General features: G+C 45.1%; 15 protein-coding genes and 1 riboswitch. Of the genes, 14 read left to right on the top strand and 1 reads right to left on the bottom strand.

From position 1 onward, the window contains the following. Positions 1-30: 30 nt before the first annotated feature. The 7 genes from H171_RS14380 (at position 31) to H171_RS14350 (ending at position 4425) form a co-directional block, all read left to right on the top strand. A complete protein-coding gene (locus tag H171_RS14380; protein ID WP_100305767.1) occupies positions 31-168 on the top strand; it encodes a FeoB-associated Cys-rich membrane protein in 138 nt (45 codons plus the stop codon). Between the two features lie 39 nt (positions 169-207). Next, the gene (locus H171_RS14375) at positions 208-699 is read left to right on the top strand and encodes a transcriptional repressor (RefSeq protein ID WP_100305766.1); all 492 of its coding nucleotides are present in this window, start codon (positions 208-210) and stop codon (positions 697-699) included. Positions 700-751: 52 nt separating this feature from the next. After that, positions 752-1354: an HD-GYP domain-containing protein gene (locus H171_RS14370; protein ID WP_100305765.1), complete on the top strand. Its 603-nt coding sequence runs from the start codon at positions 752-754 to the stop codon at positions 1352-1354. Positions 1355-1377: 23 nt separating this feature from the next. Next, positions 1378-1490, top strand: a riboswitch (TPP riboswitch). 63 nt (positions 1491-1553) lie between these two features. Then, the gene (locus tag H171_RS14365; protein ID WP_025231669.1) at positions 1554-1850 is read left to right on the top strand and encodes a thiamine-binding protein; all 297 of its coding nucleotides are present in this window, start codon (positions 1554-1556) and stop codon (positions 1848-1850) included. Next, complete coding sequence (locus H171_RS14360) at positions 1819-2580, top strand: ABC transporter permease (RefSeq protein ID WP_100305764.1); 762 nt, start codon at positions 1819-1821, stop codon at positions 2578-2580. Before H171_RS14365 ends, H171_RS14360 begins: the two co-directional genes overlap by 32 nt. Before the next feature lie 22 nt (positions 2581-2602). Continuing rightward, the gene (locus H171_RS14355; RefSeq protein ID WP_100305763.1) at positions 2603-3613 is read left to right on the top strand and encodes an ABC transporter substrate-binding protein; all 1011 of its coding nucleotides are present in this window, start codon (positions 2603-2605) and stop codon (positions 3611-3613) included. Between the two features lie 68 nt (positions 3614-3681). Further along, complete coding sequence (locus tag H171_RS14350; RefSeq protein WP_100305762.1) at positions 3682-4425, top strand: ABC transporter ATP-binding protein; 744 nt, start codon at positions 3682-3684, stop codon at positions 4423-4425. A gap of 148 nt (positions 4426-4573) precedes the next feature. Here the strand turns inward: H171_RS14350 and H171_RS14345 are convergent, their stop codons facing one another. Beyond that, positions 4574-5347, bottom strand: coding sequence for a MurR/RpiR family transcriptional regulator (locus H171_RS14345; RefSeq protein WP_100305761.1), 774 nt, complete (start codon positions 5345-5347; stop codon positions 4574-4576). A gap of 183 nt (positions 5348-5530) precedes the next feature. Between H171_RS14345 and H171_RS14340 the strand changes: the two genes are divergently transcribed. From H171_RS14340 to H171_RS14310, 7 genes are all read left to right on the top strand, one after another. Beyond that, positions 5531-7144 (top strand): PTS transporter subunit EIIC, encoded by a 1614-nt coding sequence (locus H171_RS14340; RefSeq protein WP_100305760.1) that lies wholly within the window; start codon positions 5531-5533, stop codon positions 7142-7144. A 5-nt stretch (positions 7145-7149) separates the two neighbouring features. After that, positions 7150-8475, top strand: coding sequence for a family 4 glycosyl hydrolase (locus H171_RS14335; RefSeq protein ID WP_100305759.1), 1326 nt, complete (start codon positions 7150-7152; stop codon positions 8473-8475). Positions 8476-8492: 17 nt separating this feature from the next. Further along, positions 8493-9221, top strand: a complete 729-nt coding sequence (locus H171_RS14330) for a ChbG/HpnK family deacetylase (protein WP_100305758.1) — start codon at positions 8493-8495, stop codon at positions 9219-9221. A gap of 271 nt (positions 9222-9492) precedes the next feature. After that, entirely contained in the window at positions 9493-10347 is an 855-nt protein-coding gene (locus H171_RS14325; protein WP_100305757.1) for a MerR family transcriptional regulator, read from the top strand. Positions 10348-10457: 110 nt separating this feature from the next. Beyond that, entirely contained in the window at positions 10458-11495 is a 1038-nt protein-coding gene (locus H171_RS14320) for an NAD(P)H-dependent amine dehydrogenase family protein (RefSeq protein WP_100305756.1), read from the top strand. A gap of 497 nt (positions 11496-11992) precedes the next feature. Further along, entirely contained in the window at positions 11993-12877 is an 885-nt protein-coding gene (locus tag H171_RS14315; RefSeq protein ID WP_100305755.1) for a DMT family transporter, read from the top strand. 84 nt (positions 12878-12961) lie between these two features. Then, positions 12962-14371 carry a L,D-transpeptidase family protein gene (locus tag H171_RS14310; protein ID WP_100305754.1) on the top strand — a complete coding sequence of 470 codons (1410 nt, stop codon included), beginning with the start codon at positions 12962-12964 and terminating at the stop codon, positions 14369-14371. Positions 14372-14501 lie beyond the last annotated feature (130 nt).

Raw genomic sequence — 14501 nt, 5'->3', positions numbered from 1 at the left:
CTGCAGGCTCAAAATATAAGGAGGTACTTTATGGGAACACTGGTTGTTTTTATCGTTGTTGCCGGGCTGGTGTCATTGGCGGTAAGAAGCATGATCATTGACAAAAAGAACGGAAAATCCATTCAGTGCGGCGGAGATTGTAAACATTGCGGAGGCCATTGCCATTAAGAGAGGCGGCAGCTGGAAGAAGGAAGCGGAGGCGCGCAAATGGAGAAATTAACGAACATCAATGAGAAAAGAAAAACGCCTGATTCCAGAAGCTATCACAGGACGAGAATGCAGAAAGAGCTGATCATTGAAAAGCTGAAGGAAAAGGGCTGCAGAATCACAAAGCAGCGAAGTACGCTGTTAGATATCATATTGGAGCATGAATGCTCCAGCTGCAAGGAGATTTATTATAAGGCATCAGGCGTTGACGAAACGATCGGCGCTGCGACCGTCTACCGGATGGTCAATATCCTGGAGGAGATCGGAGCCATCAGCAGAAAGAACATGTATAAGGTCGTTTATTCGGAAACCTGCCCCATGGAGGAGGCATGTACTGTAGTTTTAGACGATGAGACCACCTATCAGCTTTCTGCAAAGAACTGGAACTCAGTGGTTCAGGCCGGCCTTGCCGCATGCGGATACTTGGACGGTCAGAAAATATCCTCCATCATTGTCAGACCCTGTGAATGTGAAAACGCAGACTGCATCTGATATTTGATATGAAGTTGACGATAACCAACTAAAGGAACGGGTTTAGGAACCTATGAATAGAGGATCAGAATTTAAGTTATGCACAGGTGGCATTGATTATCATGAAATCATCGAGTGCATAGTGAGTGCATTGGATGCCAAAGATCCCTATACCGCAGGGCATTCCCAAAGGGTGAGCGATATGGCGCTGACCCTTTCGGAGTTATTGGAGCTTGATAAAGATGAGATAGAAAAAATACATATAGCTGCCCACCTTCATGACATTGGAAAGATCGGAGTTCCGGACTCTGTGTTAAATAAACCGGATAAGCTTTCCGAGGCTGAGTGGGAGTGTATGAAAAAGCACCCAAGGATAGGAGCTGATATTTTAAGCAAATCCCGTCATTTAAAGGAGCTGAAAGATATTGTCCTGTACCATCATGAACGTTTTGACGGAAACGGGTATCCGGAAGGCTTAAAGGGGGAGGAGATTCCTCTGGGAGCCAGGATCATAGCCATCTGTGATTCCATCGATACCATGACCTCAGACCGGGGGTACCGGAGTGCTTATTCTTTGAAGCACTGTTATAAAGAAATTGAAAAGAATTTGGGAATAATGTACGATCCGGTGATCGGGGCCCTGGCATTAAAGCATTGGGGGCGCTTGACTTTCTGACCGTACCGTTGTATACTTGCAATGAAAATTAAAAGGGGTGCTGGAGGAAGTCCGGCTGAGATAAGGCAGCATTGCTTTAAACCCTGTAACCTGATCTGGATAATGCCAGCGTAGGAAGCTTTCAGGCTAAGCCTGTTCACCCGCCCGGATATCCGGGCGGGTTTTTGATTTCTATTAATGATAAAAGGAGAGAAAAGACATGAATGCAAGCGTAGCGATCCAAACATTGCCTGAGGCAAAGAATGATGAGGAACTGATCCGTATTGTTGACCAGGTGATCGATTATATTAAGAGTACAGGACTGAACTATTATGTAGGGCCTTTTGAAACAGCCATTGAAGGGGATTATGATGAACTGATGGACATTGTTAAAGAATGCCAGCACATTGCCATAAGGGCAGGTGCTCCCTCTGTTGCCGCTTATATCAAAGTCACCTACCGGCCGGAAGGGGAGGTACTAACCATTGAAAAGAAAGTCACAAAGCATCACAAGTAAGCTTTGGTCCTGCTCTGCGGTTATTTCGCTTCTGGTTTTGTGGCAGGGGATCAGTTCTTTCGGTCTTGTGGACCGCTTTCTGCTCCCTTCGCCCATCAGTGTCGGAAGGGCATTAGCCACGGAATTTCCGATACTGGCAGTCAATGCGGGCATCACCCTTGCCGAGGCGTTTACCGGGCTTTTCCTGGGGGTGGCAACCGGATTTGTGATCGCTGTGATCATGGATCATTTTGAAGGACTTTACCGGGCTTTTTATCCGCTTATCGTTCTTACACAGACCGTTCCAACGGTAGCCATTGCCCCTCTTCTGGTATTGTGGTTTGGCTACGGAATGGCTCCTAAGGTGATCCTAATTGTCTTAACCACCTTTTTTCCCATTACCGTGGGCATGCTTACCGGTTTTAAGTCAGTGAATCCGGATGCGGTGAACCTTTTAAAATCCATGGGAGCCGGGAGAGTCAAAATATTTCGCTATATCAAGCTTCCCGGAGCCATGGGACAGTTTTTTGCAAGTCTTCGGATCTCGGTTTCCTATGCCGTGGTCGGGGCGGTCATCTCCGAATGGCTGGGAGGCTTTGGCGGACTGGGTGTATACATGACCCGGGTGAAAAAATCCTTTGCCTTTGATAAGATGTTTGCGGTCATTTTTCTAATATCGGCCATCAGCCTTCTTCTTATGAAAGGGGTGGACGTGCTTTCTAAAAAATGCATGCCATGGAATAATCAGTGATATGACACAATTGGAGGAATATATGAAAAAAACAGGTTTGGCAATCTTAATGGCGGCAGCGGCTGCCGCAATTCTCACTGCCTGCGGGGGGACCGGGAAACAGGCAGCAAATACGAATTCATCGGATTTAAAAAAAGTAACATTTGTTCTGGACTGGACTCCCAATACCAACCATACCGGACTTTATGTGGCTGAGGAAAAGGGGTATTTTAAAGCTGAAGGGCTTGAGGTAGAAATCGTTCAGCCTCCGGAGGATGGAGCGGCAGTACTGGTGGCCTCCGGAAAGGCCCAGTTTGGAATGTCCTTTCAGGACTCCATGGCTCCGGCTCTGGCAGGGGAAAATGCCCTTCCCATAACGGCAGTGGCAGCGGTCATCCAGCATAACACCTCCGGTATAATTTCCAGAAAAGGCGAGGGGATGGCATCTCCAAAGGGAATGGAAGGAAAGAAATATGCCACCTGGGATATTCCGGTGGAAAAGGCCATGGTAAAAGACGTGGTAGTAGACGGTGGAGGCGACTTTTCCAAAGTGCAGCTGATACCCAGCACTGTTACTGATGAGGTTTCCGCATTAAAATCAAAATCAGTGGATGCCATCTGGATCTTTTATGCATGGGCAGGCGTCAAAATGGAAGTAGAAGGCCTTGATACGGATTACTTTGCATTTGCAGATTTAAATCCGGCGTTTGATTATTACACGCCGGTCATTATTGCAGGAAATGATTTCCTAAAGCAGGAACCTGAGACAGCCAGAGCTTTTTTAAGGGCTGTGAGCAAAGGATATGAGGATGCAGAAAAAGACCCGGAGGAGGCAGCCGGTATCTTACTTAAGGCAGCACCGGAGCTTGATGAAAAGCTGGTGATGGAAAGCCAGAAATATCTGGCGGATAAATATCAGGCGGATGCGAAAGCGTGGGGATATATAGATCCGGAACGGTGGAACAGGTTTTATGGCTGGCTGAATGAGAATGGTCTTTCAAATCCTGAGATTCCGGAAAATGCCGGATTTTCAAATGATTATCTGCCTCAGTAAGTTTAGTGGATTTGACTTTTGCAGCATTCGTCAGATGCAGGTAAGCCTGCAAACATAAAGGAGGAACCATGACACACTTAAAGGTGGAAGGCATTACAAAATCCTTTGATGAAAAGACGGTCTTAAAAGGCGTATCCTTAGAGCTTAAGGAAGGGGAGCTGGTATCACTTCTTGGAGTCAGCGGAGGAGGAAAGACCACACTGTTTCATATCATTGCAGGTCTATCACTGCCGGATGATGGACATGTGTATCTGAATGGTGAAGAAATTACCGGAAAACCGGGGGCTGTCAGCTATATGCTGCAAAAGGACCTTTTGCTTCCATACCGCACCATCGTGGACAATGTGGCCCTTCCCCTTCTTATTAAGGGCATGAAGAAAGCAGAGGCCAGGAAAAAGGCGGGAGAATATTTCAAGCAGTTTGGACTGGAGGGGACGGAGAAACAGTACCCTTCCCAGCTATCCGGCGGTATGAGGCAGAGGGCAGCCCTTTTAAGGACGTATCTGTTCTCCAACCGCATCGCGCTTCTTGACGAGCCATTTTCCGCTCTTGACATGATGACCAAGCGTGGGGTGCATGAATGGTATCTAAAGGTGATGGATGACATTCATCTTTCCACCCTTTTTATTACCCATGATATTGATGAGGCCATTCTTTTATCAGACCGCATCTGTATGCTGACGGGATCTCCCGGCAGAATTACAAAGGAAATCATCATAAAGGAACCCAAACCACGGAATAAGGATTTTAATATTTCTAAGGAATTTCTGGAATATAAGAGGGAGATTTTAAAGCATTTGGAAGGGATTTGATTGTATGCGGGCTTTTAAAAGCCCGCTGTTTTTTGTTTGAATCATGTGAAAAAAATATCAATAGCTTTATTGTGAATGAGTGTTTCAAGCACTTGGTATCCTTTTATATACATAGTAATTAACTGATTTGTATATTTTAATCTGTTTCTTAATCTATTTCATCCTCTAACTGCTGTTCCAAACGAAAAAGCTTCATATATTCTTCCAGAATCAATTCCGTCACCAGGTAAAAACCAATCCGTGATGTAATATCGGCATCCCTGAAGTTCAGTTTCCTAAAATAGGCATACAGGCTTACCACACTGCTGCCGGAAATCGGGTTCTGACTCATTCCTGTAAGCGTAACGATAGGAACTCCCCTGGTCTGGGCAATGTAGGAGAGCTTGCATATGATATCCGTGCTTCCGGAATAACTGATGAAAAAAGCGATCTGTCCTGGTGTCAGATTATTGGCATACAAGATGCAGTTATCGCGGTCATCAGGGACAATAATGATCTTATTCAAATGTTCAAGCTTTTTAGCCAGATCCAAAGCCACGATCCTGGAAAGGCCCAGTGCAAAAAATATCACCTGGCGGCTTTCATAAATCAGCCTTGCAGTTTTCTCAATGTTCTGCCGGGAATTAATGGCCAGTGTCTGTTTTAAGCTGTCCATAACAGAGGTCTGCTGCTCAGCGGCCTCTATTCCGTACTGTTTCCGGTCATGTATGATCTGGTATTTCAACTCACTGAACCCGTGATAGCCCAGCTTTTTACAAAGCCTGACAATGGAGTTGGGTGAAAGATATAATTCTTCCGCCACCTTGGCAATTTTTAAATCTTGTAAAATGCCGTAATGTTCCAGCAAATAATTTACAATTCTTTCTTCTGTAGGATTCAGCTTTATTCCCCTGTTTGACAGTTGGTCAAAAAAATTCATCATACACCCTCCGGAGCCTTTTTCTCATGATGTGAAATATTACACATTTTGTGTTTATTTATACTTTTCGTATATAAATAATAATATACTTCCAAACACTTGTAAATCAAAATTAATCCTTTATTATAAAGCTATAATTTCATACCGGTATTGAAATCATTACATTAAGGAGACGGAGGGTCTTAAATGAAAGAGTTTTGGCAAAAATTTGGAAAATCGCTGCTTCTGCCCATTTCTACGATAGCAGTCGCCGGTATATTCAGCGGTCTTGCAGCAGCAATGCAGAACAGCGCAATTGTAGGGGAAACTTTTGCGAATCTTGTTTACGTCCAGAATTTTATTGGTTTTATCCGTAAGCTGGCTGGACTGGTATTTGGAAACCTGCCTTTGTTTTTCTGTATGTCTATCGCCATAGGCATGGCAAAGGATGAAAAACCGACCGCGGCATTTTCCGCTGTCCTGGGCTTCCTTGTATTTCATTACACGTTAAATTACATTCTGGGACTGAAAGGCATTACCGCTGAATCCACCAGCATCACTAAGCTTATGGAACAGGGGATGTCACAGGTGGATGCAACCATTGTAAATGCTAAGTATGAGACCATGCTGGGATATTTCACACTCCGCATGAATGTATTCGGAGGCATTCTGGTAGGACTTCTTGTAAACGCTTTGCATAACCGGTTCTACACGATCACACTTCCAAGTGCCGTTAATTTTTTCGGTGGAAAACGTTTTGTCCCGCTGATTACCATTATCACCATTCCGCTGGCAGGAATCGCATCTTACTTCATCTGGCCGTTCTTTAACACATTCATCGGACTGATTGGAAACTGGATCAACTCCATTGGCGTATTCGGACCATTTGTATACGGTGCAGCCAACAGGCTTTTGATCCCCACCGGCCTTCATCATATTCTTAACCAGGTGGTACGCTTTACACCGGTAGGCGGAACAGCAGACATAGATGGTCAGACTGTTATGGGTGCATTAAATATTTTTAATACTGCCATTGCGTCAAACAGCCGGGTCCCAAATGATGTATTTCAGATGGGCGCGCGCTACGTAGGACAGGGGCACTCCCTTATCGTTATCTTCGGCCTTCCGGCTGCTGCCTTCGCAATGTACCGGTCTGCGGATGATCAGAACAAAAAAAGAGTTAAGGCACTGCTTTCCGCAAGCGTTACTGCTTCAATCCTTACGGGAGTTACAGAGCCGCTGGAATTTTCCTTTATGTTTATCTCACCGGTGCTCTTCCTGTTCCATGTAATCATGACAGGGATCGGTTATATGACGGCTGCTATGCTCCATTCCAGTGTTGGGGGCGTTCAGGCAGGACTGATTGATTTTACGATTTTCGGTATCTTCCGGGGTGCACAGAGCAAGTGGTACCTTGTGGTACTGATCGGCATCGGTATGGCAGCTATCTACTACTACGGCTTTACCTACCTGATCCGAAAGTTTAATATTTCAACTCCCGGAAGAAATGAAGTGACGGATACAGAAGACGAAAAAACAGCACTTGTAAATTCCGGAAGCGGTACAAAGCTGGCGGAACAGATACTGGAATACTTAGGCGGCAGAGAAAACATCGGTGAAATCAACAACTGCTTTACCAGACTGCGTGTTACCATCAAGGATATGTCCCTAGTACAGGAGCACAATTTAAAGTCAACCGGTGCAACAGGCATTGTCTGTCCTTCTGCCAATCAAATACAGGTCATCTACGGGTTGAAGGTTGAAAGCATTGCAAGAGATGTGAAAGCATTGTATCACACGAAGCATACAGGAAAGGATTAAATAGAATGAAACATAAGTTAAAAATTACGATCGTGGGAGGCGGTTCCACATGGACCCCCGGAATATTGAATGCATTTATCCGCCACATGGATACTCTCCCGGTCACAGAGCTGGTTCTTTATGATATGAATGCAGAACGTCAGGCTCCTATTGGAGAATATGCACAGCTGCTATTCCGACTGCACGCGCCTAATGTAAAAGTCACTTACACAACAAGCAAAAATGTGGCCTATGACTCCGTCGATTTTGTTATGGTCCAGATCCGTACAGGCGGATATCATATGCGGGAAAAGGATGAAAAAATCCCCATGGAATACGGAGTGCTAGGTCAGGAAACCTGCGGTCCCGGCGGTTTTGCCTACGGGATCCGTTCCTTAAAAGACATGATCGAAATTGTAAAGGATGTGCGTAAACACAGTCAGAATGCATGGATCCTGAATTATACCAATCCAGCCGCCATCGTAGCCTACGGCCTGCAGCGGGAGTTTCCTGATGACAAAAGGATTCTCAATATCTGTGACCAACCAATCAACCTGATACATTCTTTCGCCAAGCTGCTTGATGTGCCGGCTGAATCCCTGGAACCTACCTATTTTGGACTCAACCATTTTGGATGGTTTACCCATCTTTACAATCAGAACGGTCAGGATTTGCTGCCCCATCTAAAGGAGCGGATAAAGGATAAGGGGTTTCTGCCTGCCGATGCCGCTGAGCGCGATCCTTCCTGGCTGGATACTTATGCACTGGTTCAGGATATGGTTCAAGATTTTGATGAGTATGTGCCTTCCACCTACCTCCAATACTATATCTATCCAGAGTACAAGGCATCCAAGTTAAACCCGGATTATACCAGAGCAAACGAGGTCATGGATGGCCGTGAAAAACAGGTGTTTTCCGAATGCCGCCGAGCAGTCAGTCAAAACAGTCTGGAAGGGATCCATGTAGTAAAAAATGAGGCTCACGGTGATATGATCCTTTCCATAGCGGAAGCTATATACTTAAATAAAAACGCGTACTATATTATAATGGTTAAAAATGAAGGAATCATTGAGAACCTGCCGGATGATGCAGTCGTGGAAGTGACCTGCCTGCTGGGCAGCCGCGGGCCTAAACCATTCCATACCGGACCTGTCTCTGTTTTTTATAAAGCATTGCTGGAAAACCAGTACGCCTACGAACGCCTGACCTGTGAAGCTTATTTTGAAGGCAGTTACACAAAAGCATTGCAGGCGCTGACGTTAAACCGTACCGTCACAGACGCCAAGAAAGCGAGAAAGATCCTTGACCGCCTGATGGAAGAAAACAAAGGTTATTGGCCCCAACTTACCTGATAGAAAGGATTGTATCTATGTGTAAAATGATTATAAATGCAGATGACTTCGGTTATAGCCGGGCTGTCAATTATGGGATCATAGATGCTCATCTGCAAGGGGTACTTACATCCACTACACTATTAACCAATACTCCAGGCTTCCGGCACGCTGCCGGCCTGTCAAAAGAATGTCCTTCACTGGGAGTCGGCCTGCACTTAAACATCGCCCTTGGGCAGCCCCTTACCAAAGGAAGAACCCTGACCGGAGAAGACGGGTCTTTTATTAAGCCACGAAATCTATCCACCTCCCACAATTATCTGCCGGAAGATATCCTTAATGAGCTGGAGGCGCAATACCAACGGTTTGTGGAGGTAATGGGGAAAAGACCGACCCATCTGGATTCCCACTTATTTACAACAGACAGCAATCCTGTTATGGCTGCTGTGGCCAGGACACTCGCTGAAAAATACCGGCTGCCTCTTAGAAACCACGATATATCAGGCTTTCCCCACGTGGATTTTATACAATTCCGCACGTACCATGGGGAACCGGGCCTGTCTTATGTATATGAACATATGGATGATATCTCTTCCAGGCCATATGTAGAACTGATGAGCCACCCGGCTTATGTGGACTCATATCTGCTTCAATCCTCCTCTTATAATTTGCAGCGCCTTGCAGAACTGGATTTCCTGGTCAGCAGAAAGACAAAAGATATGCTGCAAAAATATTCGGTCGAATTAATCAATTACAGTCAGCTGTGATCTTGTAACAGAGAGTTTTCCGATCCAATGCATTATATCCGGAAAGCTAAGAATTAAGGATAAATGAAAATCCGCAGAGAAATAAGACTCTGCGGATTTTTTGCGCCTTAAAAATAGTCTGCTGCGGACGGCCTCGCAGACTCATATTTTCAGCACGCTTTTTTTGCTTAAACTATGTGAAGAAAATATCAAAAACCTTATTGTAAGTATCAAGTTAATTTTGTATAATAAAGAGAGAAACCATCATGATTGACTACGGAGATTGATGAATATGATAAAATTGACAAATTTTGATGTTAAAAAAATGACGATCGGAGAAATGGCTAAAATCAATCACATATCAGAGCAGACCCTGAGACTTTACGACCGGGAAGGTCTGTTTTCTCCCGTAGACAGGGATGAAAACACCGGATACCGCTACTATGACATTCGCCAAAGCGCCCAGCTTGACATGATCAGGTACATGAAAGCCTTAGGGATGCCCTTAAAGGAGATCCGGATTCACATGAAAAAGTGGGATATGGGGCGGGTAAAACAGCTGCTCAGGGAGAACAGGGATGCCATTGACCAGAAAATAGTGGAACTTAATCTTCAAAAGCGCGCCATTGAACGGACTCTTGACAGCTATGACCGCTATGAAGCGGCTCCTCCCGATGGTGCCATTGTTATGGAGTACATACAAAAACGCCGGATGTATGTAAAAGAGACGAAAACTAATTTTTATGACTACGAGATCGCTGAATACGAACGTCTTTTACGAAGCTTAAAGGAAGATATGGGAGCCCGTAAGATATCTCCTTTTTACTTTGCCAATGCAGGGACCATATTAAAGCGGGAGAATTTTATGAAGCGAAACCTGTATTCCACCCAGGTGTTCGTGTTCGTTGACCAGGAATACGTTGAGGAAGAACTGATTACCGTCATACCGGCCAATTCCTATCTTTGCATATACTGTGACCGATTTTCTAAAGAAAAAGAATATATTGACCGTCTGCTGGCGACCATAGAAGAGAATCACTACACGGTAATCGGAGATTACATCTGCGAAGTCATTGTTGAGATGCCTCTTGACTATAAGGAAAGAGGTATGTTTCTGCGCCTTCAGGTACCGGTCCGTATGTCATGATATTTGGTGATTATGCTCCATTGACCTGATACCATCTATAACCTTTATAATAAATGCATCAGGAGCTTGGCTCCATAACAGGTTCTTATATAGAAAGGATGACGACGACGATGAATAATGAAAAAATCCGTGTGGTACAGTATGGCTGCGGAAAAATGGCAAAGTATATTCTAAGATATTTATATGAAAAGGGCGCAGAAATTGTAGGCGCCATTGATGTGAACCCTGATGTGGTAGGCATGGATGTAGGTGAATTTGTCGGCCTTGGATTTAAAATCGGTGTTCCCATCCGAAGCGACGCAGATGCGGTTCTTGACGAGTGCGATGCAGACATCGCCGTCGTGACCCTGTTCAGCTTTATGGATGATGTATACCCTCATTTCGAGAGATGTGTTTCCAGAGGAATCAATGTGGTGACGACCTGTGAGGAAGCCATTTATCCATGGACCACTGCATCCGCCATTACCAACCGTCTGGACCGGCTGGCAAAAGAAAACGGATGTACCATCGTTGGAGCAGGAATGCAGGATATTTACTGGATCAATATGATTGGCTGTGTGGCAGGCGGTGTACATCGGATCGACCGCATAGAGGGGGCAGTCAGCTATAACGTGGAAGACTACGGACTGGCTCTTGCCGAGGCTCACGGCGCAGGCCTTACTCCTGAGGAATTCGAAGAAAAAATTGCCCATCCAACCACTTTGGAGCCATCCTACGTATGGAATTCCAACGAAGCGCTGTGCAATAAGATGGGTTGGACCATCAAATCCCAGACACAGAAGTGCGTTCCTTACTTTTATGATAAAGACTTATATTCCGAAACTCTGGGAGCTACGATCCCCAAGGGAAACTGCATTGGCATGAGTGCGGTTGTAACTACGGAAACCTTCCAGGGACCGGTCATTGAAACCCAGTGCATCGGCAAGGTTTACGGCCCGGATGACGGTGACATGTGTGACTGGAAAATCATTGGAGAGCCGGACACTACCTTCTTTGTAAAGAAGCCGGCTACGGTAGAGCATACCTGTGCGGACATTGTAAACCGCATTCCAACCATACTGAATGCTCCTGCAGGGTTTGTAACGGTTGAAAAGCTTGACGATGTTCAGTACTTGTCCTATCCAATGAATTTATATCTGGAAAGCTAAGAATTATGGTTAAATAAGAATTAAGGATAAATAAGAATCAGAGATAAATAAGAATCCGCAGAGAAATCAGACTCTGCGGATTCTTTGCGTCCTTTAACATAGACGGCTTCGACAGAACGGGCATGGTAGTCTGATAGGAAAAAGTTATCCCTTTTCTCGCCCGCTGTTCCTGCCGCTCAAAGCTATGGGAGTACAAGGTGGATCATCTCCATATTTAAACGGAAGGCCCAGTAAGCCTTTTACGTGACGAATGATGAGTGATATATAATAGATGGATGTAGAAATATAAGTAATTATGCATGAATAGAGTTGAAAAACCCTAATAATCAACAGAATACAACAATGAACCCTAATGGACAATCGAAATAACATGATAAAAATGATATGGATCAGCAAACATGGATTTTCTCTATTTCCTTATAATGCTTTGACAATACCGGAAGTGATGCTATAATCAGGAGGCATATATTGATACAGGATAACAAAGGAGAAGAAAAATGAAAGTTCTTGAAAAGCATCCCATGATCATGATCGCAATCGGTGTCATAGGAATATCCCTTTCTGCGATTTTTGTCAAATATTCCGATGCACCCTCCGTGGTTACGGCTGCTTACCGGCTTTTGTGGACGGTGGGGCTTATGACACCGGTGGTATTTGGAAAAGCCCAGGTCAGGGCGGAGCTGAAACAAACGAATGGGAAGACCATTGCATTATGTGCAGTGAGTGGAATATTTCTGGCTCTTCATTTTACGTCATGGTTTGAATCGTTAAAGCAGACTTCTGTGGCAAGCTCGACGGCAATCGTCTGTACGGAGGTCATCTGGGTGGCTTTGGGATTTGTCGTGTTCTTAAAAGGAAGGATTGGAAAAACTGCCCTTATAAGCATTGCCATTACCGTATTCGGCAGTCTGCTTATAGCTCTTTCAGATTATTCGGCAGGAGGGGATCATTTGTCCGGAGACGGGCTTGCCCTGGCAGCGGCAATTTTCTCTGCCGTCTATACCCTGATCGGCCGGGAAGTGAGAAAAGGAATGTCGACAATATCTTACACCTATATTGTCTATTTCTTCTGTGCATTGGTGCTTTGCATATCTACGGTAGCGGCCGGAATTCCTTTCCATGGTTATGGGATGAGTTCTGTGGTGGTAGGGCTTCTTCTGGCGGTATTCTCTACCCTTCTTGGACACAGTATTTTCAGCTGGTGCTTAAAATTCCTGTCTCCCTCTTTTGTATCGGCATCCAAGCTCTGTGAGCCGGTGGTTGCGGCCATATTTGCGGTGTTCCTTTTTGCTGAGCTTCCGGCACTTTTACAAATTATCGGAGGCCTGATCACCATAGGCGGTGTACTGCTGTACTCCAGGGTGGAGAAAATTGGGGAATGATTTTTCTTGTGATTCTATTAAAATAGTGATAACCTAGAAATTGTGGAATTAATTTCCAAATATTTAGTAAAGGATTCATGGTAAATGAGCAGAAAAGGAAGTCATGCAGGTACGATGAGAAAGGGTGTCCTTCTGGCAGTCATATTGATGTTTGCAGGGACGACGACTGCACTGGCAGATGACACTACTAAATTTGTCCCGGGAACCAAAATAAACGGAGTTTCTGTGGGAGGAATGACAGTCGAGGAAGCGAAGATACAAATAGAAGGCTTTTATGGCAGGGAATATCGCCTTTCCATCAAGGAGAAGGGAGAGGTGACAGAGGTCATAAACGGTCCTGATATCGGCTATCAGGTAGTTTTTGCGGAAGGGCTTAAGACGGTTTTAGAAGAGCAGAACGCTTCTGGGCGGGTGACTGGCCCTGCAGCTGATAATACCTATAGCCAAAAGGGAGCAGTCAGTTATGACGAAGGGAAGTTAAAGGAAAAGCTGAATTCTCTTTCATGTATAAGCGGTGAGGGTATTATGGCTACAACGAATGCCCGGATTTCTGACTGGCAGCAGGGAGTCCCCTTTGCCATCCTGCCGGAAGTACAGGGGAACAGCGTAAACCTAGAAAAACTGGAAGCAACCGTCAAGGCTGCATTAAATGAAGTACTTCCCCAAATAAATATTGAGGAATCAGGCTGTTATGACACCGTAACCGTCACCTCAATGGATACCGGATTGATCGCCCAGCGGGATGCTCTCAACCGTGTCAGGGAAATGGAAATCACCTATACCTTAGGAGACCAGTCGGAGGTTTTAAAAGGAGAGGAAATCTGTTCCTGGATATCGGGGATGACGGGAGAAGTGATCAACGTAAGAGGAGACAAGACTTCGGCTTACATAAAGGCTCTGGCGGACAAGTATGATACTGTAGGCAAGGAACGGGCATTTCGTGTTACAGATGGTAAAGCTCGTCTTCTTCCAGGTTCCTATGGTCAGAAGATAGATCAGGCAGGAGAAACCGCTGCACTGGCTGCTATCATACAATCCGGGCAAAGCCAGAAAAGAGAACCGAAGTATGTTCAGACAGTGGCTAACCGGAGCAATGCCTGGGGCGGGGATTATGTGGAGGTAGATATGGCGGCCCAGCATGTTTATATGTATAAAGGTGGTGTTCTGGTTTGGGATTCTCCGTGTGTCACAGGAAATGTTTCTAAAAAGTACACAACTCCGGAGGGTATTTACACCCTTTACAATAAGGAGACAGATCGAATCCTGCGGGGAAAGAGACAAGCGGATGGCACCTACGAATATGAAAGCCATGTGAATTACTGGATGCCGTTTAACGGAGGGATCGGTCTTCATGACGCAAACTGGAGAAGCAGGTTTGGTGGAGATATCTATCAGACAAAGGGAAGCCATGGTTGTATCAACCTTCCACCGGATAAGGCAAAGGCTTTATATGGTCTTGTTTATTCCGGAATCCCCGTAATCTGTCACTATTAAGTCATGTTCATGAAAAAGAGAGAAACGATGCGAAAGCCGGTTCGGGTATTATATCCGAACCGGCTTTTTTAATAGGACTTCTGAAGAATTCTCCGGAGTCCGTTTTTTATCTCCAAATGGCCTTAGCTCA

This window comes from [Clostridium] celerecrescens 18A, from assembly GCF_002797975.1.
GTDB classification, from domain to species: Bacteria; Bacillota; Clostridia; order Lachnospirales; family Lachnospiraceae; genus Lacrimispora; species Lacrimispora celerecrescens.
The sequence above is the reverse complement of the archived record's forward strand: the minus strand, read 5'-3'. Positions and strand labels throughout refer to the sequence as shown.

Bases quoted from the DNA above. Each gene is read 5' to 3' on its own strand.
- H171_RS14380 (WP_100305767.1), top strand. From the start codon at position 31: ATGGGAACACTGGTTGTTTTTATCGTTGTTGCCGGGCTGGTGTCATTG.
- H171_RS14375 (WP_100305766.1), top strand. From the start codon at position 208: ATGGAGAAATTAACGAACATCAATGAGAAAAGAAAAACGCCTGATTCC.
- H171_RS14370 (WP_100305765.1), top strand. From the start codon at position 752: ATGAATAGAGGATCAGAATTTAAGTTATGCACAGGTGGCATTGATTAT.
- H171_RS14365 (WP_025231669.1), top strand. From the start codon at position 1,554: ATGAATGCAAGCGTAGCGATCCAAACATTGCCTGAGGCAAAGAATGAT.
- H171_RS14355 (WP_100305763.1), top strand. From the start codon at position 2,603: ATGAAAAAAACAGGTTTGGCAATCTTAATGGCGGCAGCGGCTGCCGCA.
- H171_RS14350 (WP_100305762.1), top strand. From the start codon at position 3,682: ATGACACACTTAAAGGTGGAAGGCATTACAAAATCCTTTGATGAAAAG.
- H171_RS14345 (WP_100305761.1), bottom strand. From the start codon at position 5,347: ATGATGAATTTTTTTGACCAACTGTCAAACAGGGGAATAAAGCTGAAT.
- H171_RS14340 (WP_100305760.1), top strand. From the start codon at position 5,531: ATGAAAGAGTTTTGGCAAAAATTTGGAAAATCGCTGCTTCTGCCCATT.
- H171_RS14335 (WP_100305759.1), top strand. From the start codon at position 7,150: ATGAAACATAAGTTAAAAATTACGATCGTGGGAGGCGGTTCCACATGG.
- H171_RS14330 (WP_100305758.1), top strand. From the start codon at position 8,493: ATGTGTAAAATGATTATAAATGCAGATGACTTCGGTTATAGCCGGGCT.
- H171_RS14325 (WP_100305757.1), top strand. From the start codon at position 9,493: ATGATAAAATTGACAAATTTTGATGTTAAAAAAATGACGATCGGAGAA.
- H171_RS14320 (WP_100305756.1), top strand. From the start codon at position 10,458: ATGAATAATGAAAAAATCCGTGTGGTACAGTATGGCTGCGGAAAAATG.
- H171_RS14315 (WP_100305755.1), top strand. From the start codon at position 11,993: ATGAAAGTTCTTGAAAAGCATCCCATGATCATGATCGCAATCGGTGTC.
- H171_RS14310 (WP_100305754.1), top strand. From the start codon at position 12,962: ATGAGCAGAAAAGGAAGTCATGCAGGTACGATGAGAAAGGGTGTCCTT.